General features: G+C 37.8%; 20 protein-coding genes, 1 CRISPR repeat array and 1 riboswitch. Of the genes, 19 read left to right on the plus strand and 1 reads right to left on the minus strand.

Features of this window, described 5'->3' with window-relative positions; genetic code table 11:
• Positions 1–36: 36 nt before the first annotated feature.
• From fur to ACFO3L_RS01970, 6 genes are all read left to right on the plus strand, one after another.
• On the plus strand, positions 37–504 hold the full coding sequence (gene fur, locus ACFO3L_RS01945; RefSeq protein ID WP_379963284.1) for a ferric iron uptake transcriptional regulator: 468 nt from the start codon (positions 37–39) through the stop codon (positions 502–504).
• An 84-nt stretch (positions 505–588) separates the two neighbouring features.
• Positions 589–1,479 carry a site-specific tyrosine recombinase XerD gene (xerD, locus tag ACFO3L_RS01950; protein ID WP_379963393.1) on the plus strand — a complete coding sequence of 297 codons (891 nt, stop codon included), beginning with the start codon at positions 589–591 and terminating at the stop codon, positions 1,477–1,479.
• 21 nt (positions 1,480–1,500) lie between these two features.
• Positions 1,501–2,259, plus strand: a complete 759-nt coding sequence (locus tag ACFO3L_RS01955) for a segregation/condensation protein A (protein ID WP_379963286.1) — start codon at positions 1,501–1,503, stop codon at positions 2,257–2,259.
• Positions 2,252–2,851 (plus strand): SMC-Scp complex subunit ScpB, encoded by a 600-nt coding sequence (gene scpB / locus ACFO3L_RS01960; protein ID WP_379963288.1) that lies wholly within the window; start codon positions 2,252–2,254, stop codon positions 2,849–2,851. Before ACFO3L_RS01955 ends, scpB begins: the two co-directional genes overlap by 8 nt.
• Positions 2,852–3,577: a pseudouridine synthase gene (locus ACFO3L_RS01965; protein ID WP_379963290.1), complete on the plus strand. Its 726-nt coding sequence runs from the start codon at positions 2,852–2,854 to the stop codon at positions 3,575–3,577. It begins immediately after the preceding gene.
• Positions 3,578–3,648: 71 nt separating this feature from the next.
• Positions 3,649–3,779, plus strand: a riboswitch (FMN riboswitch).
• Positions 3,780–3,912: 133 nt separating this feature from the next.
• Positions 3,913–4,506 carry an ECF transporter S component gene (locus ACFO3L_RS01970; protein ID WP_379963292.1) on the plus strand — a complete coding sequence of 198 codons (594 nt, stop codon included), beginning with the start codon at positions 3,913–3,915 and terminating at the stop codon, positions 4,504–4,506.
• Positions 4,507–4,583: 77 nt separating this feature from the next.
• Here the strand turns inward: ACFO3L_RS01970 and ACFO3L_RS01975 are convergent, their stop codons facing one another.
• A complete protein-coding gene (locus ACFO3L_RS01975; protein ID WP_379963294.1) occupies positions 4,584–4,799 on the minus strand; it encodes a ferredoxin in 216 nt (71 codons plus the stop codon).
• 26 nt (positions 4,800–4,825) lie between these two features.
• On the opposite strand from ACFO3L_RS01975, the gene ACFO3L_RS01980 reads away from it, so the two are divergent.
• The 13 genes from ACFO3L_RS01980 (at position 4,826) to ACFO3L_RS02040 (ending at position 22,003) form a co-directional block, all read left to right on the plus strand.
• On the plus strand, positions 4,826–5,830 hold the full coding sequence (locus ACFO3L_RS01980; protein ID WP_379963296.1) for a helix-turn-helix domain-containing protein: 1,005 nt from the start codon (positions 4,826–4,828) through the stop codon (positions 5,828–5,830).
• Positions 5,830–7,212, plus strand: a complete 1,383-nt coding sequence (locus tag ACFO3L_RS01985) for a RecQ family ATP-dependent DNA helicase (RefSeq protein ID WP_379963298.1) — start codon at positions 5,830–5,832, stop codon at positions 7,210–7,212. Before ACFO3L_RS01980 ends, ACFO3L_RS01985 begins: the two co-directional genes overlap by 1 nt.
• 78 nt (positions 7,213–7,290) lie before the next feature.
• Complete coding sequence (locus tag ACFO3L_RS01990; protein WP_379963300.1) at positions 7,291–7,896, plus strand: LysM peptidoglycan-binding domain-containing protein; 606 nt, start codon at positions 7,291–7,293, stop codon at positions 7,894–7,896.
• Between the two features lie 54 nt (positions 7,897–7,950).
• The gene (cmk, locus tag ACFO3L_RS01995; RefSeq protein WP_379963302.1) at positions 7,951–8,631 is read left to right on the plus strand and encodes a (d)CMP kinase; all 681 of its coding nucleotides are present in this window, start codon (positions 7,951–7,953) and stop codon (positions 8,629–8,631) included.
• A gap of 153 nt (positions 8,632–8,784) precedes the next feature.
• A complete protein-coding gene (rpsA, locus tag ACFO3L_RS02000) occupies positions 8,785–9,993 on the plus strand; it encodes a 30S ribosomal protein S1 (RefSeq protein ID WP_379963304.1) in 1,209 nt (402 codons plus the stop codon).
• 153 nt (positions 9,994–10,146) lie between these two features.
• Complete coding sequence (der, locus tag ACFO3L_RS02005; RefSeq protein WP_379963306.1) at positions 10,147–11,457, plus strand: ribosome biogenesis GTPase Der; 1,311 nt, start codon at positions 10,147–10,149, stop codon at positions 11,455–11,457.
• A 213-nt stretch (positions 11,458–11,670) separates the two neighbouring features.
• On the plus strand, positions 11,671–11,946 hold the full coding sequence (locus ACFO3L_RS02010) for an HU family DNA-binding protein (RefSeq protein ID WP_204654232.1): 276 nt from the start codon (positions 11,671–11,673) through the stop codon (positions 11,944–11,946).
• 509 nt (positions 11,947–12,455) lie between these two features.
• Positions 12,456–14,584: a CRISPR direct-repeat array (repeat unit 33 nt; unit sequence GTCTCAACCTGTTTAGGTTGAGTGGATTGAAAT).
• Positions 14,585–14,985: 401 nt separating this feature from the next.
• Positions 14,986–16,704 carry a biosynthetic-type acetolactate synthase large subunit gene (gene ilvB, locus ACFO3L_RS02015; RefSeq protein WP_379963308.1) on the plus strand — a complete coding sequence of 573 codons (1,719 nt, stop codon included), beginning with the start codon at positions 14,986–14,988 and terminating at the stop codon, positions 16,702–16,704.
• On the plus strand, positions 16,701–17,177 hold the full coding sequence (ilvN, locus tag ACFO3L_RS02020) for an acetolactate synthase small subunit (protein ID WP_379963310.1): 477 nt from the start codon (positions 16,701–16,703) through the stop codon (positions 17,175–17,177). The genes ilvB and ilvN overlap by 4 nt, the downstream gene beginning before the upstream one ends.
• 30 nt (positions 17,178–17,207) lie before the next feature.
• Positions 17,208–18,203: a ketol-acid reductoisomerase gene (ilvC, locus tag ACFO3L_RS02025; protein WP_379963312.1), complete on the plus strand. Its 996-nt coding sequence runs from the start codon at positions 17,208–17,210 to the stop codon at positions 18,201–18,203.
• A gap of 18 nt (positions 18,204–18,221) precedes the next feature.
• Positions 18,222–19,478: a threonine ammonia-lyase IlvA gene (ilvA, locus tag ACFO3L_RS02030; RefSeq protein WP_379963314.1), complete on the plus strand. Its 1,257-nt coding sequence runs from the start codon at positions 18,222–18,224 to the stop codon at positions 19,476–19,478.
• Between the two features lie 222 nt (positions 19,479–19,700).
• On the plus strand, positions 19,701–20,756 hold the full coding sequence (locus tag ACFO3L_RS02035; protein ID WP_379963316.1) for a hypothetical protein: 1,056 nt from the start codon (positions 19,701–19,703) through the stop codon (positions 20,754–20,756).
• A complete protein-coding gene (locus tag ACFO3L_RS02040; protein WP_379963318.1) occupies positions 20,753–22,003 on the plus strand; it encodes a tetratricopeptide repeat protein in 1,251 nt (416 codons plus the stop codon). Before ACFO3L_RS02035 ends, ACFO3L_RS02040 begins: the two co-directional genes overlap by 4 nt.
• Positions 22,004–22,008 lie beyond the last annotated feature (5 nt).

Raw genomic sequence — 22,008 nt, forward strand, 5'->3', positions numbered from 1 at the left:
TACATTAGAATCATTATAAATAAGGGTGAGAGAAAAATGAATATTACAGATTCTTTAAAGAAAACGAAGACACAATTACATGAATCAGGATTTAAATTAACTCCTCAACGAGAAGCGACCTTATTAGTCTTATTAGAAAATGAAAAGGACCATTTATCAGCAGAAGAAATTTATTTCTTTGTTAAAAAGAAAAATGCAGATATTGGTTTGGCGACTGTTTATCGGACACTTGAAATCTTAACGGATATTAAAGTGGTCGATAAAATTAGCTTTGACGATGGCGTTGCCCGTTATGATTTAAGAAAAGAAGGCGCAACCCATTTCCATCATCATTTATTATGTTTAGAGTGTGGAAATATTGAAGAAATTGAAGAAGACTTATTAAGAGACGTCGAAGAAATTGTTGAACGTGATTTTTCTTTTTTTGTTAAAGATCATCGCTTAACTTTTCATGGGATTTGTCGAGAGTGCCAAAAAAAAAATAAAAGCGAAAACCGACTCTAATGAGAAGTTTTCGCTTTTTTCTTTTGTGAACTATTCGAAAGGGTGAAAATTTGGTATGATAAGGAGTTGAGAGTGGGTGAAGACATGAGAGAGCAAATCGAAGAATATTTGCACTATTTAACGATTGAACGCGGCTTAGCCGAAAATACCAAAACCAACTACCAAAGAGATTTGGAACGCTATTTTGTTTTTTTAACTGAACAGCAAATGACTGATTGGCAAAGTATTGATCGTTTTTTAGTGATTGATTTTTTACAGATTTTGAAAAATGAGCAAAAATCAGCGGCAACGATTGCCCGCATGATTACTAGTCTACGACAATTTCATCAATTTTTACGACAAGAGCGGTATACGGATCATAATCCGATGCAGCATATTGAAATGCCTAAAAAAGCCCAACGATTGCCGGATACATTAAGTTTATCCGAAGTGGAGCAATTAATTGAAGCACCGGATACAAACGAAATATTAGGTATCCGTGATCGTGCAATTTTAGAAGTACTTTATGCGACAGGTTTACGGGTGAGCGAGTTAGTAAACTTAGAGTTGAAAGATTTGCATTTGAGCATGGGATTATTACAAACGATTGGTAAAGGTGATAAAGAGCGAATCGTCCCTTTGGGTGATTTAGCGATTGATTGGATTACTCGTTATTTGGAAGAGTCTCGGCCATTTTTAACAGCTAAGCAACCCGATGAAACCCATTTATTTGTCAATCGTCAAGGAACGGGCTTAAGTCGACAAGGAATCTGGAAAAATTTAAAAATCCTTGTTCGTGAAGCTGGCATTCATAAAAATGTAACCCCTCATACATTACGCCATAGCTTTGCCACGCATTTATTAGAAAATGGAGCAGATTTGCGTACGGTTCAGGAATTGCTTGGTCATGCGGATATTTCAACGACTCAGATTTATACGCATATTTCGAAAAAACGAATGACAGAAGTATATAAACAATATTTCCCAAGAGCCTAAGAGAGACAAGAAGGTGACAAGATGCAAGAAATTAAAATTAAATTAGATATTTTTGAAGGTCCGCTTGATTTATTACTCCATTTAATTCAGAAATTAGAAATTGATATTTATGATATTCCGATTGCCGAAGTGACGGAACAATATATGAAATACATTCGAACAATGAAAGAATTTGAACTGAGTGTTGCAGGAGAATACTTAGTCATGGCTGCAACACTGATGGCAATTAAGAGCCAAACCTTGTTGCCGATTGTTGATATTGAATATGAACCAGAAGAAGATTTTTTTGAAGAAGATCCACGCGAGGCCCTTGTTAATCAGTTGTTGGAATATCGAAAATATAAATACGTTGCCGATCGTTTAGCTGAAAAAGCGGAAGAACGTAGTCAATATTTGACGAAAGATCCGATGAACGTTGATCAATTTAAGCAAGAAGAAGAGCCTTCATTAGCCAGTAATCAGCTGACCAAAGTAGATTTGTTTTTAGCCTTCCATCATATGTTAGAAACAAGAAAACAAAATACGCCGACACAAACAACAATCGCAACGGAAACCGCGACGATTAAAGAAAAAATGGCTTGGATAGAAGGAGAAATTCAACAATTAGAACGTCATCAAGGTCGAGCGTTACGCTCACTTTTTATGACGTATAGTAAAAATGAAATGGTTACAACTTTCCTAGCTTTACTAGAATTGATGAAAAATAAAAAAGTTCATGTCGAACAAAAAGAAAATTATGATGAAATTATGCTTTATGCAATAGGAGAACCAAATGAATAAATTAAGTGAATTAGAAGCGATTTTATTTGTTGTTGGGGATGAAGGGATACAGCTAGAGGAATTAAGTTATTTACTAGAAATAACTACGGCAAGCGTTTATCCGTTAATTCAAGAATTGAATCACTCATATGAAACAAATCAAACAAGAGGATTGCAAATTTTAGAAGTAGGCAACCAATTCATTTTAACCACAAAAAAAGAATTTGCGCCATTACTGACTCGTTACGCGCAATCACCGATGTCCAACCGATTATCAAAAGCTGCAGTTGAAACACTAGCGATCATTGCTTATAAACAACCAATCACTAGAATTGAAGTGGAACAAATTCGAGGCGTCAAATCATCTGGATCAATTCAACGTCTGACTGCTTTACAGTTAATCAAAGAGCAAGGGCGAGTCGATGGACCGGGACGTGCGATTTTGTATGGTACAACGGATTACTTTATGGATTATTTTGGTTTGAAATCGATGAATGATTTACCAGATATTAAAGAAATGGAAAAAGAATTGTCTGATGAAATGCCCAAAGATTTATTTTTTGATCGTTTTAAAAATGAATCGTTACAGTCCGAAAATGAAGGAGACGAATAAATGGAAAGATTACAAAAAGTCATGGCGCATGCAGGTGTGGCATCACGTAGAAAAGCCGAAGAATATATTCTTGCCGGTCGAGTAAAAGTTAATGGAAAAATTGTTCGAGAATTAGGAACAAAAGTCAGTGGGAAAGATCAAATTGCTGTCGATGATATTCCAATTTATCAAGAAGAGCCAGTATATTACTTGTTTTATAAACCAAGAGGTGTAATCTCAGCCGTTGCTGATGATAAAGGCCGTCGAGTGGTAACGGATTTCTTCCCGAGTGTTCGCGAGCGTATTTACCCTGTGGGACGTTTAGATTATGATACGTCTGGTTTATTGATTTTAACTAACGATGGGGATTTCTCACAAAAATTGACACATCCAAAATACGAAATCGATAAAGTTTATGTGGCTAAAGTTAAAGGGAAAGCAGAAAACAAACAACTTTTACCATTAACACGGGGCATCAAAATAGAAGGTCAAAAAATGGCACCTGCTAAATTCCAAATCTTATCAAATGATATTACGTCAGGTACAAGTATTGTGGAATTAACCATTCATGAAGGGAAAAACCATCAAGTTAAAAACATGTTAAATGCAGTGGGGCTACCTGTTCAAAAATTAAAACGTGAAAAATACGGCGATTTAACGTTAGAAAAATTACGACCAGGAGATTACCGTATCCTATCTAAAAAAGAAGTGAGCCAACTATTAAATCTTGCGAAAAAAAGTAAATAATTTTCAGAATTCAAACTAGTTGCATTTTTCACAAAAATAGGTATACTAGAAATGTAATAAAAAAATATAAGGTTCGTCTTCAGGGCAGGGTGAAATTCCCGACCGGTGGTTATAGTCCACGACCTGCTTTTTTTAATTAAAAAGTGGCTGAATTGGTGAAATTCCAATACCGACAGTACAGTCTGGATAAGAGAAGATAGGGCGTATTTAGATTGCTTTTGCATACAATCTCGGATACCCTATTTTTCTGTAGAGAAAAGTAGGGTATCTTTTTTGTAAATCGCAGTACTAAGGACGTTTGAAGATGATTCCTAACAAATTAGGAGGATTTTAAAATGAGTAACAAAGTTCAAAAAATGGTGTCGGTGTCAATGTTTGCAGCAATGGGGTTAGTTTTACAGTTTATTGCTTTCCCAATTTTACCAATGTTTCCTTTCTTAAAAGTCGATTTCAGTGATATTCCCGTCTTGTTGAGTATGTTTTTATACGGGCCCTTAGCGGGTGTTGTAACGGCGTTGATTCGTTCAACTTTACATACGATTACGACTGGACTTTCACCGCAAAACCTTGTAGGTGACGTGGCAAGTTTTATTGCAACGGTCGTCTTTACTTTACCAATTTATTATTTTTTCCGACGTGGAACAGCGAAATTTAATAAATTAATTGGGACAACGATTGGCATTTTAGCAATGAGTTTACTCATGAGCATAGCAAACTATTTCGTAATCACACCGTTATACCTAATGTTCTTTGGTGTTACGTCAGATCAGTTCTTAGGAATGAGTTTAGCAAGTTATGTTGTAATTGGGGTATTGCCATTTAATTTAATTAAAGGCAGTATCGTAACGAGTGTCTTCTTAGTATTACATGCTAAATTATTACCATGGTTAGCTCGTAAACAACATTTTAATAAACACCAATCGATTTAAATCAAAAAAGCTGGGGATTGTCAAAGAAATGACAGTCTCCAGCTTTTTTGCGTAAATAAATATATCAATAAAAGCGATTATTTCTCAATAACAATGGCACGAGTCGGGCATTTTTGATATGCTAAAAGTACCTGGTTGGCATTTTCTTCTGAAATAAACTGCTGATGCGCGCTTGGATCTTGGGCGAACAGGACAATTCCTTCGTCGTCGTAATCGAATGTATCAGGAGCATAAACGGCACAAAGACCGCATGCAATACAGCGTTCAGGGATAATTTTACATAATTGAGGCATCGTATCACCACTTTCTGGAGGTCCAAATGAATACATTTATTTTAGCCTTATTTCTACAAAACCACAAGTTAAAGTCGACGACGCTCTATCAGCTACTAATTGGTAGACGAACGACATCGGTGTTAAGTTACGCTTTTTTTAATGATTTATTACCTTATTTTGGTAGTTTTCCTAAATTAACGGAAAAAGAATTAACGCTTCATTTAAAACAATTGGAAGCTGAAAAAAAGATTGAATGTGTCTCAAGCCAATCGAATTATTGGCAACTCATAACAGAGGATTCAATCGAAACCCCGACTTTTATTCAGACAATTGACTATTATCGCTATGGTAAAAAAGAAAGCGAAGTTTGGCGTTTGATTCAATTTTTAGTTCAAGTAGCCTCTTATTTAGGTAAGAGTAAGCACTATTTACCGATTGAAAATTCACCCTACTATTTAGCAAAAACGCGTCAGTTTGTGAGCAATCATAAGAGTGAGCTCAATCAGCGCATTTTCGAGGAATTAAGTTGCTTATTTTCAGCACTATCGCAAGAAAATGCTGATTTTTTAGCACGAAGTCTGATTGGTTTTCAACAAAATGGTGCGGCTTTTTTCCAGCTGTTACCAAATGAGGTTCAAGAATTTCCTTGGAACCAGTTATACTTATCAGCAATGCGCCATCGTTTTTTTACTGAATTAGAGCTACATCCGGATTTTTTACTGTACCAATTTGTTCAACCCATTTTATTGGCTAATGCGAACCAAAGTGCACAATTGTCGCAAGAAATGTTTCTGTCAGGTAATTCGGTCGAAGAAATTTGCCACAAACGTCACATTCGTCCGGGAACATTGCATGATCATTTGATTGAATGGGCTTTTGTTGATCCGAGATTTCCTTTTGAACAGCTAATTTCAGCGGAAGCTTTTGAACAATTCCGTCATTTACCGGCGGATTCTTGGAATTATTCGTATAAAGAACTCTTAGGGGAATCAGATTTTTCTTTTTTTGAGCTGCGTTTGTATCAAATTAAACAGAAAAGAGGATTGTGATGTTAGAACAAGCCTTGAAAAAATATTTTGGTTATGATTCGTTTCGGGAAAGCCAAAAAGAAATTATTCAATCATTATTAATGAAAAACGATACGTTAGGGATTTTACCGACCGGCAATGGTAAGAGCCTTTGTTACCAATTGACCGGGTATTTACAAGAGGGACTCGTAGTGATTGTGGCGCCTTTGATTTCTTTAATGGAAGATCAAGTCAGTTCGCTACTATCCTTCGGGGAAAAACGAGCAGTCGCCTTGAATTCGACACTAAAAGACTTTGAAAAAGCTTATATTTTGCAACGATTGGAACAATTTAAGTTTCTTTTTTTAAGTCCTGAAATGTTATCACAGCCGCATGTCTTACAACGCTTAAAGCAACAAAAAATTGCTCTCTTTGTCGTGGATGAAGCGCATTGCGTCTCACAATGGGGCATTGATTTTCGACCAGAATATCGTAACTTAGGCGTAATAAAAGCCGAATTAAATCATCCGGTTACATTAGCTTTAACTGCGACCGCTAATGCGCAAGTCGAAGCGGATATTAAACGATTTTTAATTGGGGAGAAAACGATTGTATTCAGACAATCCGCTAATCGCTCGAATATCGCTTTACTTGTCGAAAAAACGACGGATAAAGAAGCTGTTTTAGAAGAAACATTAAAAAAAATTGCCGGTGCGACCATTATTTATTGTGCAACCCGCAAACAAGTTGAGCGATTGTATGATAGGTTAAAAGTTACTTATTCTGTCGGTTATTATCATGGGGGCTTAGACTATCAGCAACGATCGCTTTTACAAAAACAGTTTCACGATCAGGAATTGCACATTTTAATAGCGACGAATGCCTTTGGGATGGGCATTAATAAAAGTGATATTCGTTACGTGATTCATTACGATTTGCCAGATAGTATGGAAAACTACATTCAAGAAATCGGCCGGGCCGGGCGCGATCAAGAACAAAGTTATAGTTTATTACTTTATCAGCCGGGAGATGAACAAATTCATCGGTTTTTTCATCAGTCGAATCAGGAAAAACGCGAGCATTTCGAACAAATGTTAGGGATGAAAGTCGAAAACGTCTTTGATGAGCTTCAGTTGAAATGGCATCAACAAGGAAAAAGAGAAGGCATGTCCCTTTTTCTCGATGCCTTAAAAGAAAATGAGCATCAGAAACAAAAAAAACTACAACAAATGTTACAGTATATAGAGACCCCAGGGTGTCGCAGAGCTTTTTTATTAGCGGCAATGGGTGAAAATAACCTTGAGGAATCGATTTGTTGTGATTTTCATGGTGCAACAATACCAGATAAATCCGTAGAACCTTTTGAGATTATAAAAAATGAAGAGGATTGGCAAGCAATTTTACAAAGAATGTTTAAAGAATAAAAAAGCTTTTAAAATTGTAAGACATGACTCATTTCTCTATGGTATAATACGGCGATAAGAGAGTGGGAGGGTAAAGCAGTGAGCAGAAAAAACAAGAACAAAAATCAACAGAATGAGATGAATGAGCCATGGGAACAACCCATCTACGATACAGAAGGTGAAGAGACTTACTCACGTTCTGCCAAGCGTAATAGTAAAAAATCCAATACAACTTTCTTGACGATTGTATTAATTTTGATCTTTTTAATCGTAGCAATCCCAATTGGAACGGGTGCTTGGGTTTTATTCCAAAAAAATAAACCTGAAACAGCACCGACGATCGAATCAACGATTGAATCAAGTAGCTCGACAATTGAAAGTACGACAAAAGAAACAGAATCAAGCAGCACAGAGTCAAGTACTTCAATGAGTTCAGAAACACAAGAATCAACGCAATCATCTGAACAACCAGTTACACCACCAGCACAACCGGAAACGCCTACGGTACCTGAAACGCCGGAAACACCAGAAACACCAACAACGCCTGAAAATGCGGAAGGTGATTACATTGAGGTGTTAGCGGGTGAAGGACCAAATAACGTTGCAGCACGTGCAGGGATTTCTGTCGATGAGTTGTATCGCTTAAACGGTATGACAGCAGATAATTTCTTCTTAACACCAGGACAACAATTAAGGATTCGATAAAAAACCGTCGCGGCGGTTTTTTTCGCGTAAATTAGATAAACAAGGAGTATACAAATGAATAAAATTAACATAGCCATTGACGGGCCGGCCTCGTCAGGAAAAAGTACCGTTGCCAAAATCTTAGCTAAGAATTACGGATATATTTATACTGATACAGGAGCAATGTATCGTAGCGTAACCTATTTAGCTATCCAACATAAAATTTCTTTTTCTGATGAGGAAGGCTTAGTGGACTTAGTCGAGCGCTATCCCATTTCTTTTGAACAAACCGTTGCAGGACAAAAAGTTTTTGTAGCTGGGCAAGAAGTGACCGAGGCGATTCGTCAAAATGATGTCACAAATGGTGTTTCGGAAGTTTCTGCCTGGTCCGGTGTCCGTGAGAAATTAGTCGAAGTCCAAAAAGAAATTGCTAAAAATGGGGGAGTTGTAATGGACGGTCGTGACATTGGGACGGCAGTCTTACCTAATGCTGAAGTAAAAATCTTTTTAGTGGCGAGTGTCCTTGAACGTGCGGAGCGTCGTTTTAAAGAAAATCAAGCAGCGGGGATTGCAACTGATTTTGAAACACTTAAAAAAGAAATTGAGCAAAGAGATTACCTAGACTCTACTCGAGAAGTTTCACCATTGAAACAAGCAAAGGATGCATTTTTAGTCGATACAACTGGTTTATCCATTGCTGAAGTGGTAAAAAGGATTGAAGAAATCGTCGAGCATAAACAAGCTTTAATTAAATAAAAGTTTAAATTAGTGATAAATGAGAGAATTGTCCAAAAAATCAATTCTTTTTAACGAAAACGCAAGAAATCGCTTTATTTTTTCTTAAGAATAGCATACACTTACTATGTGAGTTGTAAAAATATAGAAATCGTTGGTAGGAGGGCACTAGTCATGACAGAATTTGAAAACAATCATGTGGAATCTGGAAATGAAACAATGGAATCGGCATTGAGCAATTTCCAAGAAGTAAATGTTGGGGATATCGTTAAAGGCGAGGTACTAGCAATTGAGGACAAACAAGCGGTTGTCGGAATTGAAGGTGCAGGTGTTGAAGGTGTTGTTCCAATGAAAGAATTATCAACTTTACCTGTTGAGGATATTAATGAAGTAGTTAAAGTTGGAGATGTACTTGATTTAGTTGTAATCTCTGCTATTGGGAAAGATAAAGAAAACGGCAGTTACTTATTGTCAAAACGTCGCTTAGATGCGAAAAAGGTTTGGGAAGAAATTGAACAAGACTTTAAAGATGATAAAATCATTGAAGCACCAGTTACAAATGTTGTCAAAGGCGGTTTAGTTGTGGATGTCGGTGTACGTGGTTTCGTACCAGCATCCATGGTAGAAGATCACTTTGTTGATGATTTTGAAAGCTACAAAGGTCAAACGATGACTTTCAAAATTATTGAAATCGAACCATCTGAAAATCGTTTGATCTTATCTCATAAAGCAGTTGTAGAGCTTGAGAAAGAATCAAAACGTGAAGAATTGTTAGCTTCAATTAAAGAAGGCGACCAAATCGAAGGAACTGTTGCTCGTTTAACTGATTTCGGTGCATTTATTGATTTAGGTGGCGTCGATGGACTTGTTCACGTCTCTGAAATTGCGCATACGCATATTGCAAAAGCAAGCGACGCTTTAAAAGTTGGCGAAAAAGTACAAGTATCTGTTCTTTCTGTCGATCCAACAACTGAACGTGTATCATTATCAATTAAAGATACATTGCCTGGACCTTGGACAGACATCGAAAACAAAGCAGCTGTAGGTACTGTTCTAGAAGGAACGGTTAAACGCTTAACGAGCTTTGGTGCCTTTGTAGAAGTCTTCCCAGGAGTTGAAGGACTTGTGCATATTTCTCAAATTTCGCACAAACACATTGCAACACCACATGAAGTTTTACAAGAAGGCCAAACAATTCAAGTGAAGGTTTTAGAAGTGAATCCAACTGAACACCGAATTGCTTTAAGTATCAAAGCCTTAGAAGCTAAAGAAGAAGAACCAGAAGAAGTTGCTAAAGACACTTATGTAATGCCAGAAGAGTCTACAGGCTTTACAATGGGTGATATTTTAGGCGATGCTTTAAAAGAAAGCCAAGAAGATTAAGAATAATGAAGAGTCTGTGAGAAATCACGGCTCTTTTTTTGTGGAATACTTGCAAGTTTCATTATCATTAGGTAAACTAGACTAGTTGAAAGTCAGGAGAAGGAGATTTGAGCGATCCCTTCTGGTGAAAATAAAAAATAACGGGGGATTAACATGTCAAATCCAACTATTGCCATTGTCGGCCGTCCAAACGTAGGTAAATCGACTTTGTTTAACCGTATTGCTGGAGAACGTATTTCTATTGTAGAAGACATTCCTGGTGTTACAAGAGATCGAATTTACGCTACCGGTGAGTGGTTAGGTAGAGAATTTAGTATTATTGATACAGGCGGAATCGATTTAAGCGATGAGCCATTTATGGAACAAATTAAGCACCAAGCAGAAATTGCGATTGATGAGGCAGATGTCATTATTTTTGTGACAAGCGGAAAAGAAGGCGTGACAGACGCAGATGAGTTTGTTTCACGAATTTTATACAAGAGTAATAAGCCAGTCATCTTAGCAGTGAATAAAGTCGATAATCCAGAAATGCGTAATGATATTTTTGAATTTTATTCATTAGGACTAGGCGAACCTTATCCAGTTTCTGGAAGCCACGGTTTAGGTTTAGGTGATGTCTTAGATGAAGCAGTAAAACATTTTAGTACAGAAATCGAACCGGAAGAAGAAGGCATTATTAAATTTAGTTTAATCGGCCGTCCCAATGTCGGTAAATCATCATTAATCAACGCCATTTTAGGAGAAGAGCGTGTGATTGTTTCTGATATCGAAGGAACAACGCGTGACGCGGTCGATACAGAATTTGTTGATGATAACGGTCAAAAATTTATTATGATTGACACGGCTGGAATGCGTAAACGCGGAAAAGTCTACGAAAGTACTGAAAAATATAGCGTAATGCGGGCGATGCGAGCGATTGAACGCTCCGACGTTGTTTTATTCGTCATTAATGGCGAAGAGGGCATTCGCGAACAAGATAAACGTATTGCAGGCTATGCGCACGAAGCTGGCCGTGGTATGGTGATTGTCGTTAATAAATGGGACCTTGTCAAAAAAGATACCCATACAATGAAAGCATTTGAAGAAAAAATTCGTGATGAATTCCAGTATTTAGATTATGCACCAATTATTTTTGTTTCAGCTGAAACGAAACAACGTTTAAATAAATTACCAGCATTGATTGAAGAAGTAAGTAGAAATCAAAGCATGCGTATCCCTTCAGCATTATTAAATGATGTGATCATGGATGCAGTTGCAATCAATCCGACACCAACAGATAAAGGCCGTCGCTTGAAGATTTTCTACTCAACGCAAGTAGCAATCAAACCACCAACCTTTGTTGTTTTTGTGAACGAAGAAGAACTGATGCATTTCTCTTATTCACGCTTCTTAGAAAACCAAATTAGGAAGGCTTTTACCTTTGAAGGAACGCCAATTCGAATCATTTCTCGTAGAAGAAAATAAAGATTTTACCATAGTTTTCAGTGTTTGACAAAGGAAACAATAGAAACGAAAAAAAATGGTATAAAAATGCGAAAATCCTTGATATTACAAGGTTCATGTGATAACGTTATATCATAATATTGATGGGTTAAGTCAATATTTACTACACAGTTGGACCACTCAACTGTGTGAAAAGTAAGACATCAAAACAATTTTCAGGAGGTGAAACCATCCATGGCAAACAAAGCAGAATTAATCGAAAAAGTTGCAGCAGCAACAAGCTTAACAAAAAAAGACGCAACTGCAGCAGTAGATGCGGTATTTTCAACAATTCAAGAAGCTTTAGCTAACGGTGAAAAAGTTCAATTGATCGGTTTTGGTAACTTCGAAGTACGTACTCGCGCAGAACGTAAAGGACGTAACCCACAAACTGGTGAAGAGATTCAAATCCCTGCAAGCAAAGTACCTGCATTCAAACCAGGTAAAGCTCTTAAAGACGCTGTTAAGTAAAGAAGTTTTTTGAACCGTTGATACCGTAGGTTTCAGCGGTTTTTTTGAATGGTAAAACGTCACGTTGCTTGAGAGAGTGATGTGTGGATTGAAAATTAATTATGTTTTTCTATTTTTCTAAGTGAATTGAAAAAGACTTTTCTATTTATTGTTAATAGAAAGGTCTTTTTATTTTTGAAAAAATCTTGTCAAACTAAATTTTTATAAAGTAATTGTCATTCTCAACGGAGTATTTTATATCTTTATTTAGAAAAGTGAAAAAGTCTTAACAACTTAATATAATATTTGTATGATTTGTATTCTATTTTTAGATGTAGTTAAAACCTTTCAAAAAGGTGTTCGTGATTCACAAATAAGAAAGCGCTTGCTAATGTTTGACAAAAAAACATTTATTTATATAATATGTGTGTATAGATATTTATAGGGTATATTTGAAAAATTAAAAAAACATTATTAAGAACTTAAATTTTAGGTAGCGTTTTCAACGATTCTTCTGTTGTTTCGATATCGTCTCAACCTGTTTAGGTTGAGTGGATTGAAATACATCATCGATTTTGTTTTTATCTATGGGATACCGTCTCAACCTGTTTAGGTTGAGTGGATTGAAATTTTGTCAGGAAAAATAGTAGAAAAGTTTGGCACGGTCTCAACCTGTTTAGGTTGAGTGGATTGAAATTTTTTATTTAGAATCGGCAAAGCGTTACGTATTAGTCTCAACCTGTTTAGGTTGAGTGGATTGAAATACTCATTCGTGAACAGAGGGAAAAAGTACGCAAGTGTCTCAACCTGTTTAGGTTGAGTGGATTGAAATGATTTCCCCATCTATCAATCTAGATGTTAAAAATGTCTCAACCTGTTTAGGTTGAGTGGATTGAAATAGTTGTATTGAATTTTACAACAAAAGGCCAAGTGGTCTCAACCTGTTTAGGTTGAGTGGATTGAAATAACGATGGTTTCGCGAAGAAAGTTTCACGAGGTCGTCTCAACCTGTTTAGGTTGAGTGGATTGAAATTGAAATCCAAAGCGAGGACGAAACGGCTACCGATGTCTCAACCTGTTTAGGTTGAGTGGATTGAAATGATTATGCTTTAATCGATAAGTTTAAAGATGTACAGTCTCAACCTGTTTAGGTTGAGTGGATTGAAATCGAATTACACGCCAGCAACACAAACAAAAGATGGTTGTCTCAACCTGTTTAGGTTGAGTGGATTGAAATTGTTCTTGATGGTACTACGTGAGACTTGCCACACCGTCTCAACCTGTTTAGGTTGAGTGGATTGAAATAGCAAATCTAAATGTTAGACATGTTGCCAAAGAATGTCTCAACCTGTTTAGGTTGAGTGGATTGAAATTTCTCTTGCCTGGCAACTTCCCTTTAGAAATAACGGTCTCAACCTGTTTAGGTTGAGTGGATTGAAATATCGCTGTAACATGACACCAAAACATGGTTTTCTTGTCTCAACCTGTTTAGGTTGAGTGGATTGAAATATTCCCACACGATTTTTTGCGATATCGAGGTAAGCGTCTCAACCTGTTTAGGTTGAGTGGATTGAAATAATCCGCCGCCACTTGTACCACTGATTACTTCGCGTCTCAACCTGTTTAGGTTGAGTGGATTGAAATCCTGGTGCGATTTTAGGCAATGGATATGTAATTGTGTCTCAACCTGTTTAGGTTGAGTGGATTGAAATACCATCGGCATTTTCGGCGGATTATACAAAATGTGTCTCAACCTGTTTAGGTTGAGTGGATTGAAATGTTAAACAAGTAAGGCTTGTCTTTTTGTAGGGCTGTCTCAACCTGTTTAGGTTGAGTGGATTGAAATACGTCTTCGTCCAGGTCACCGAATTTATGAATACGTCTCAACCTGTTTAGGTTGAGTGGATTGAAATGCTTGCCCAACTATCATAGTTGATAGACTGACATTGTCTCAACCTGTTTAGGTTGAGTGGATTGAAATACTTGTGTGCTAACGCCAAAGTAATCGAATTTCAGTCTCAACCTGTTTAGGTTGAGTGGATTGAAATGCAACTTGCCTAAATGCAATCACGTTTGCCATTGGTCTCAACCTGTTTAGGTTGAGTGGATTGAAATTTTTTTAGTTAATTTCGAATAAGTTACCTCTAAACGTCTCAACCTGTTTAGGTTGAGTGGATTGAAATTGGCAATCCATCAACAGACGCTTGCATTTTGGTTGTCTCAACCTGTTTAGGTTGAGTGGATTGAAATCCAAGCGGTGTACACGATATTCGCATCTAGTTTGGTCTCAACCTGTTTAGGTTGAGTGGATTGAAATACGTTTTGCCATTAGATCAAAAATCTTCCAACGAGTCTCAACCTGTTTAGGTTGAGTGGATTGAAATATAATGTACCGCATGTTAAAGCCAAAAATAGCGCTGTCTCAACCTGTTTAGGTTGAGTGGATTGAAATGGTTTTACTGATGATCAACTGGAAAAAACGAGTGAGTCTCAACCTGTTTAGGTTGAGTGGATTGAAATAAGCAGTGTTAGACAGTTGGGCAGCAGAAGATGCAGGTCTCAACCTGTTTAGGTTGAGTGGATTGAAATAAGGACAAATCGTTGGTAAAGGTCAAACATTTGACTAGTCTCAACCTGTTTAGGTTGAGTGGATTGAAATTAGAGCCATGTTGATTTGAATGCTACCAATTTTCGAAAAAATCCTCTGATCTCTCAAAGGATTTTTTTTCTTTCTCTAAAAAGTTCAAATTTTCTGACAAAACTCATTGACTTTTAATTTGATTAAGGATATATTATAAAAAAGTTAGAAAAATTAAGTTTGAGAGGACGATTTCGATGAACACGAATAAATTATACTTATTATTAGTCATTATTAGGTAGGGACTTGGAACGCAGAGCGAATGTTGCTCTGATTGTTTAAGTCCTATTCGTGTTATGGAATGGGATTCTTTTACAAGAACATCCATTCTAAGTTTTTAGAAGGATGTTCTTTTTTATTTGAATTTAGATAACAGGTAGAAAATAAAAATTAAAAGGGTTTGAAAAATAGGAGGAACTAGAATGGAGAATGTACAGACGGAAGAAGCGACGAAGCAAATATATTCTGGTGCTCAACTATTGATTCATTGTTTACAGAAACAATCAGTTGAACTGATTTTTGGCTATCCAGGTGGTGCGGTTTTGCCAATATATGATGCCTTATATGATGCTGAAATTCCTAATATTTTAACGAGGCATGAACAAGGGGCCGTCCATGCAGCGCAAGGCTATGCTAAATCAACTGGGAATCCGGGTGTTGTGTTAGTAACGAGTGGTCCGGGGGCAACGAATGCAGTTACTGGAATTGCCGATGCAATGGCGGATTCCACGCCTTTAATCGTGATTACTGGTCAGGTAGCAAGTCCGGTGATTGGTAAAGACGCTTTTCAAGAGGCTGATATCTTAGGGATTACTTTACCGATTACGAAACACAATTATCAAGTCAGGGACATCAATGATTTAGAAAAAACGATAGCTGAAGCTTTTCATATTGCAACAACTGGTCGGAAAGGGCCTGTCGTAATCGATTTACCAAAAGATATGACCTTAAAAGTGACGCAAGCAGATGATGCCAAACAAATTGTTTCTTTACCAACGTACCAACCCAATTTAAATCCATCGACTAGCCAAATTAAGCGCTTGATGGCTGGTTTACAGCAAGCGCAGCGTCCGTTGTTACTAATTGGTGCGGGGGTGACGGCAGCTCAAGGAGAGTGGTTACTTCGTGAGTTTGTTGAAAAATATGAATTGCCGGTTATCTCCACGTTATTAGGTTTAGGAATTGTCCCAACTAGCTCACCCTATTTTCTAGGGATGGGTGGGATGCATGGTAGTTACGCTGCAAATATGGCTTTGGCAGAATGCGATTTTCTTGTGAATATTGGCAGTCGTTTTGATGATCGATTGGCTTCTTGTCCATCGGAATTTGCGCCACATGCGACGATTGCTCATATTGATATTGATCCTGCTGAGATTGGTAAGGTCATCCAAACGGATATTCCAATTGTGGGAGATGCGAAAGTTGCGCTAGAACATTTGTTAGATTATCCATATCAAAAAATTGAAATGACTGACTGGCAAGAGCTTTGTCAATCAAGAAAAAACAATCATCCTTTCGGTTACGATCGAGCCAATACAAGTGAAATTAAGCCGCAAAAGGTGATTGAAATCATTGGTGAAATTACGAATGGTGATGCTTTTGTTATTACCGATGTGGGTCAACATCAAATGTGGGTGGCGCAGTATTATCCTTTCAATTTTGCGAAACAATTAATTACGAGTGGCGGACTGGGCACGATGGGCTATGGTATTCCGGCTGGGATTGGGGCACAATTTGCTCATCGCAATCGAGATGTGGTGGTCTTTGTTGGTGACGGTGGTTTTCAAATGACCAATCAGGAGCTAGCGATTTTAAATGAATACGAACTCAATGTAAAGTTTGTAATTTTGAACAACGGGTCTCTTGGGATGGTTCGTCAATGGCAAGAGCGTTTCCATCAAAATCGCTTATCAGCCTCAGTTTTTAATTCTCAACCAGATTTTATGAAACTATCGGAAGCATATGGTATTAAGGGTACTCGCTTAGTCGATCCTCAGACGTTAACAGAGGATTTGAACGAAGCTTTTACATATAAAGGTCCACAAGTAATTGAAGTGATTATTTCGAGCGAGGAGCATGTGTTACCAATGGTGCCTTCGGGTATGCCAAATCATAAAATGATTGGGGTGGAAGGGTTATGAGGCGAGTAATCGTTGCGTTAGTAGAAAATAAATCAGGTGTCTTAAGCCGAGTAACGAGTGTTTTGAACCGCCGTCAAGTGAATATCGAAAGTATTTCAGTTGGTGTGACGGAAAAAGAAGCGTTATCGCGCATGACCATTGTCGTGAATGTGACAGACTTAGCAGAACTCGAGCAAGTAATTAAGCAATTAAATAAGCAAATCGAGGTCTTTAAAGTTTTAGACATTTCATGCGACCCACATATTGAACGGGAGTTGGCTTTAATTAAAGTCAATGCACCGACAGCAATTCGTTCAGAGATTCAGGCAGTAATTGCGCCTTTTCGTGCAGATATTGTCGATGTTGCACAAAAAAGTATCATGATTCAAGTGGCTGGTACCCACGAGAAAATTGATGCATGTATTGAAGTGCTTCGTCCTTATGGTTTGAAACAATTGGCACGAACAGGCATCACTGGATTACAAAGAGGATAAAAAATACAAACATTATTGGAGGAAAAAAGAATGGTTAAAGTATATTATGATGAGAATGTGGCGACAGATAATTTAAAAGGAAAAACAATTGCAATCGTTGGGTATGGTTCCCAAGGGCATGCGCATGCGCAAAATTTACGCGATAACGGTCACAATGTCATTATTGGTTTACGTGAAGGAAAATCAGCGCAAGCTGCGAAAGAAGATGGATTTGAAGTTTATCCAGTCAAAGAAGCAGCGAAAAAAGCCGATTTAATCATGATTCTAGCGCCAGACGAAATTCAAGGAGCGCTTTATGAAAATGAAATTGCGCCATCATTAGAAGCGGGGAATTCATTGGTTTTCGCTCATGGATTTAATATTCATTTTGATGTCATTACTCCTCCAGCAGATGTTGATGTCTTTTTAGTTGCACCAAAAGGACCGGGGCATTTAGTTCGCCGGACCTTTACAGAAGGCTTTGCTGTGCCAGCGCTTTATGCGGTTTATCAAGATGCCACAGGCAATGCGCAAGAAACAGCTTTATCTTATGCTAAAGGCATTGGCGCTACTCGTGTTGGTGTTTTAGAAACGACCTTTAAAGAAGAAACAGAAACCGATCTTTTTGGTGAACAAGCGGTTTTATGTGGTGGTTTAACAAGTTTAATTGAAGCTGGTTTTGAAACATTAGTTGAAGGTGGCTACCAACCGGAATTGGCTTACTTTGAAGTTTGTCACGAACTAAAATTAATCATCGATTTAATTTATGAAGGTGGTTTTGGTAAAATGCGTGATTCAATCTCAAATACGGCCGAGTACGGTGATTACGTGTCAGGTCCACGTGTTATTACTGCAGACGTTAAAGATCGGATGAAAGATGTTTTAACCGATATTCAAAACGGGAATTTTGCCAAAGGTTTCGTTGATGATAATGCCCAAGGGTTTAAAAACTTTAATGACATGCGTCAAACGCGTAAAGCGCATCAAATTGAAACAGTCGGTGATGAATTACGTAAGATGATGCCATTTGTTAAAGCAGCAGAGTAAAAAGGGAAGGTGAAGCTTTTGAGTTACGTCACGAAAGAACAAGTCGAAGTTGCTTATCAAAGTTTTAATGGTGCCGTACTTCATACACCTTTACAATATGATGCTTACTTGTCAAAAAAATACGATGCCCAAATTTATTTGAAACGGGAAGATTTGCAACGTGTGCGCTCTTTTAAATTGCGTGGGGCTTATTATGCGATTCAACAAAAGTCGGCAGAAGAATTGAGTCGGGGCGTGGTTTGTGCGAGTGCCGGAAATCATGCGCAAGGTGTGGCGTACTCTTGTTGTGAAAAAGAGATTCATGCAACGATCTTTATGCCAACAACGACACCACAGCAAAAAATTTCGCAAGTTAAATTTTTTGGAGGTCCTTGGGTGACGATTCAGCTAGTTGGTGACAATTTTGATTTGTCAGCCCAAGCGGCTCGTGAATATGCAAAAATTCAAGGGATGGCCTTTATCGATCCGTTCAATGACCAAGCAATTATTGCTGGTCAAGGAACGGTGGCTTTAGAAATTGTCGAGGATTTAGCGAAACAGGCAATCACTGCTGACATGGTTATTTCAGCAATTGGTGGTGGAGGACTAATCAGTGGCGTCGCCAGTTATTTTAAAGCCGTTTCGCCAACGACTCAAATGATTGGTGTGGAACCAAAAGGGGCGGCCTCGATGGCAGCAGCTTTTGAAGTTGGACAGCCAATTGCTTTGGAGGCGGTTGACAAATTTGTTGATGGCGCAGCCGTTAAGGAAGTTGGTGAGCTGAACTACCAACATGCACGGGCTTTTGTCGATCAATTAATTGCAACCGATGAAGGGCTTGTTAGTAAGACGATTCTCGAATTGTATAGTAAACAAGCGATTGTAGCCGAACCTGCGGGTGCTCTAAGCGTTGCTGCTTTAGAAGAAATGTCATCAGCGATTCAAGGCAAAACGGTCGTGTGTATTATTAGTGGGGGCAACAATGATAGCAGTCGAATGGCTGAAATCGAAGAGCGTTCATTAATTTATCAAGGCTTAATGAATTACTTTGTGATTCATTTTCCGCAACGTCCAGGCGCGTTGAAAGAATTCGTCAATGATGTGCTGGGTACAAACGATGATATTACCCGTTTTGAATATACGAAACGCATTAATCGAGGGACAGGTCCGGTTGTTTTAGGAATTCTTTCGAAACAAACGACCGATGTTCCACCACTTTTTGAGCGAATTGCCACGTTTGATCCGAGTCATATTCGTTTAAATGAACAACCTTCGTTATTTGCATTACTTGTTTAATTGAGGAGTAGAAAGTCACAATGCTCGAATTTACTTCCAGATGCTCAGAATAGACTTTTTTTCATCCGTTCATCAATCAAAATTTCGTATACGTATAAATGAAAGAGGATTGTGGCTTAGGTCACAGTCCTTTTTTGTCTGGAAAAATTTGGTGGCATTGATTTGGTCTATAAATGTGGGCTATGTTATAATTAAGCAAGATGACAAAGGTTGGTGATAGCGATGCAAATCCAATACCGCAATGAAAATTTGGAAACCGTGATTACGTATGGTGAAATTTTGTCAACGAGTGTGCAACGAGAATGGTTGAAAGGAAAACACATTGTTATTCTAACCAATCAGCGCTACTATGATCGTTTCTTTGAAAAAATGGAACAACTGTTTTTGAATCATCCCGTAGACTGGTATATTTTTCGGAATCAATTGTATGTCAATACTCTAGAAGAGTGGTCGAGTTTACTTGCTTATTTAGACACTTTTTCGACTGAAGCCGATTACCTTTTTGTGGCTTTTGGCAGTACTGGCGTGATTGAGCTAACTGGGTTTCTACAAAAAGTCAGCGTCTTAAAAGGGGAATACTGGTCGATTCCGATTTCCTTTCAAAGTTATGCGCAAAGCTTAGTTGCTGAATGCACGATCAGTCGAAAAAATACGTTACCTATTTTACAACAAGCCAATTTACCGCAACGAATCTTTCTGGATCAAACGATGGTGGCTCCGCAACGAGAAGGCCGTTTAGTTGACCTACAAGTCTTTATTCGAACAGCGTTTCTTTGTGATTATCCGATGTTATTGCAATTATTCAAGCAATATCCGAATCCCAAACAGTTGCGAACTACGAAATTTACGGCAATGATTGATGAATTAACGACGCATTATCAAGCAAGTGGCCTAGAAATCGAATCTTACGGTAGAGCTTTTGAACAAGCTTTTTATCAAACGGAGAATGGTCACTTACTTTCAGAGAATATGAAGCGTTTCTTGGGCTTTATCTTGCAGCTGTTTTGGGACAAAACGGTGAATCGTTGGCCTTTTCAGATGAAAAACTTTATGATATGGCTAAGTCACTTAGGTTTTCCGATTGATTTTCCTAAACAAATATCAATGGCTGAATATTTAGAAAACGTCTTGCAACGAATTGGTGAAAAAGCAGAGCTAGTGACGCTAAAGCAAGCTGGTGTACTCGGTGAGTCGAAAAAAGTCGAGGAACGACAGTTGATTGAAGCATTTGAAACGTACCAACAAATTTGTCGAAATATAAGGAGTAATGAAAAATGACGCATAGTGAAAAAATGATGGCTGCTATCGATAATGAAGATTTGCCACAAGCAAATATTGAATTAAACGAGGCCTTAAAAAAAGATTCAGTGGAAATGTTGATGGAACTGGGTGAAGTGTTACTCTCCATTGGTTTTTTAGAAGAAGCGAAAAATGTTTATGAGACTTTAACACAACGTTTACCTGAGGAAAAAGAATCTTTTTTACTCCCATTAATCGAGATTGAAATTGAAAACAACCAAATTGAAACAGCTTTTGAAATGTTAGAAACGATTGCGCCAACAAGTGATTATTACCCACAAGCGCTACTAATTACAGCAGATTTATATCAAATTTTAGGGATTCCAGAAGTCAGTGAAGCGAAATTAAAAGAAGCACAACAGTTATTACCAGGAGAGCCATTGATTGAATTTGCGCTAGCTGAACTTTATTTTTCAAATCAACAATGGAAAGAAGCTTACGAGCACTATCAAACATTGTTGGCCGCAAATACAAAAGAGATGATTGGCGTTTCGATTATTGAACGGATTGGGACATTATTGAGTATGTCAGGCTCTTTTGAAGAGGCGATTCCGTATTTAGAAGCTGCCTTAGAAGAAAAAGAAACCGCTGATGCCTTGTTCCAATTAGCTTTTGTTAATTTGCAGTTGCATGAACATGAAAAAGCGATTGAATCACTAGAGAAAGTCCGTCAGCTGGATCCAGAATACCAAGGGGTCTACTTGTACTTAGCAGAAGCGTTGCAACATGAAGAACGTTTAGAAGAAGCACAAGAAGTAATTGAAGAAGGAATTGCGCAAAATCCTTATCAAGTTGACTTTTATCATTTTGCTTCTGAAAATAGTTATCGACTTCATGATCGTAACAAAGCAGAGAAGTATTTAATTGATGCCTTAGAAACGGGCGATAAGGAAGATGAAACACGTTTAATTTTAAGTAATTTATATTTAAATGAAGAAATGTATGAAGAGGCAATTGAAACGATTGAGGAATTAGAAAATCCTGACCATCCGTACGCTCTTTGGAATTTAGCACAAGCTTATTACCACTTGGAAGACTACGAACAAGCAGCTAAGTTTTACGATGAGGCATTTTTCGCATTAGGTGAAGAAGCTGATTTCTTACGTGAATATAGTTTGTTCTTACGCGAAGAAGGCCGATTAGACGAAGCACGTGCCATGTTGTCGAAATATTTAACGATGGAACCAGGAGATTTAGAAGCACAATCTATTTTTGAAGATTTATAGTCAAG

The sequence above is a fragment of the Enterococcus eurekensis genome, from assembly GCF_042654605.1.
Lineage (GTDB): Bacteria > Bacillota > Bacilli > Lactobacillales > Enterococcaceae > Enterococcus_I > Enterococcus_I eurekensis.

What these genes read in the sequence shown, in the direction of transcription:
- fur (WP_379963284.1), top strand. Translation starts at nt 37, where the DNA reads ATGAATATTACAGATTCTTTAAAGAAAACGAAGACACAATTACATGAA.
- xerD (WP_379963393.1), top strand. Translation starts at nt 589, where the DNA reads ATGAGAGAGCAAATCGAAGAATATTTGCACTATTTAACGATTGAACGC.
- ACFO3L_RS01955 (WP_379963286.1), top strand. Translation starts at nt 1,501, where the DNA reads ATGCAAGAAATTAAAATTAAATTAGATATTTTTGAAGGTCCGCTTGAT.
- scpB (WP_379963288.1), top strand. Translation starts at nt 2,252, where the DNA reads ATGAATAAATTAAGTGAATTAGAAGCGATTTTATTTGTTGTTGGGGAT.
- ACFO3L_RS01965 (WP_379963290.1), top strand. Translation starts at nt 2,852, where the DNA reads ATGGAAAGATTACAAAAAGTCATGGCGCATGCAGGTGTGGCATCACGT.
- ACFO3L_RS01970 (WP_379963292.1), top strand. Translation starts at nt 3,913, where the DNA reads ATGAGTAACAAAGTTCAAAAAATGGTGTCGGTGTCAATGTTTGCAGCA.
- ACFO3L_RS01975 (WP_379963294.1), bottom strand. Translation starts at nt 4,799, where the DNA reads ATGCCTCAATTATGTAAAATTATCCCTGAACGCTGTATTGCATGCGGT.
- ACFO3L_RS01980 (WP_379963296.1), top strand. Translation starts at nt 4,826, where the DNA reads ATGAATACATTTATTTTAGCCTTATTTCTACAAAACCACAAGTTAAAG.
- ACFO3L_RS01985 (WP_379963298.1), top strand. Translation starts at nt 5,830, where the DNA reads ATGTTAGAACAAGCCTTGAAAAAATATTTTGGTTATGATTCGTTTCGG.
- cmk (WP_379963302.1), top strand. Translation starts at nt 7,951, where the DNA reads ATGAATAAAATTAACATAGCCATTGACGGGCCGGCCTCGTCAGGAAAA.
- rpsA (WP_379963304.1), top strand. Translation starts at nt 8,785, where the DNA reads ATGACAGAATTTGAAAACAATCATGTGGAATCTGGAAATGAAACAATG.
- der (WP_379963306.1), top strand. Translation starts at nt 10,147, where the DNA reads ATGTCAAATCCAACTATTGCCATTGTCGGCCGTCCAAACGTAGGTAAA.
- ACFO3L_RS02010 (WP_204654232.1), top strand. Translation starts at nt 11,671, where the DNA reads ATGGCAAACAAAGCAGAATTAATCGAAAAAGTTGCAGCAGCAACAAGC.
- ilvB (WP_379963308.1), top strand. Translation starts at nt 14,986, where the DNA reads ATGGAGAATGTACAGACGGAAGAAGCGACGAAGCAAATATATTCTGGT.
- ilvN (WP_379963310.1), top strand. Translation starts at nt 16,701, where the DNA reads ATGAGGCGAGTAATCGTTGCGTTAGTAGAAAATAAATCAGGTGTCTTA.
- ilvC (WP_379963312.1), top strand. Translation starts at nt 17,208, where the DNA reads ATGGTTAAAGTATATTATGATGAGAATGTGGCGACAGATAATTTAAAA.
- ACFO3L_RS02035 (WP_379963316.1), top strand. Translation starts at nt 19,701, where the DNA reads ATGCAAATCCAATACCGCAATGAAAATTTGGAAACCGTGATTACGTAT.
- ACFO3L_RS02040 (WP_379963318.1), top strand. Translation starts at nt 20,753, where the DNA reads ATGACGCATAGTGAAAAAATGATGGCTGCTATCGATAATGAAGATTTG.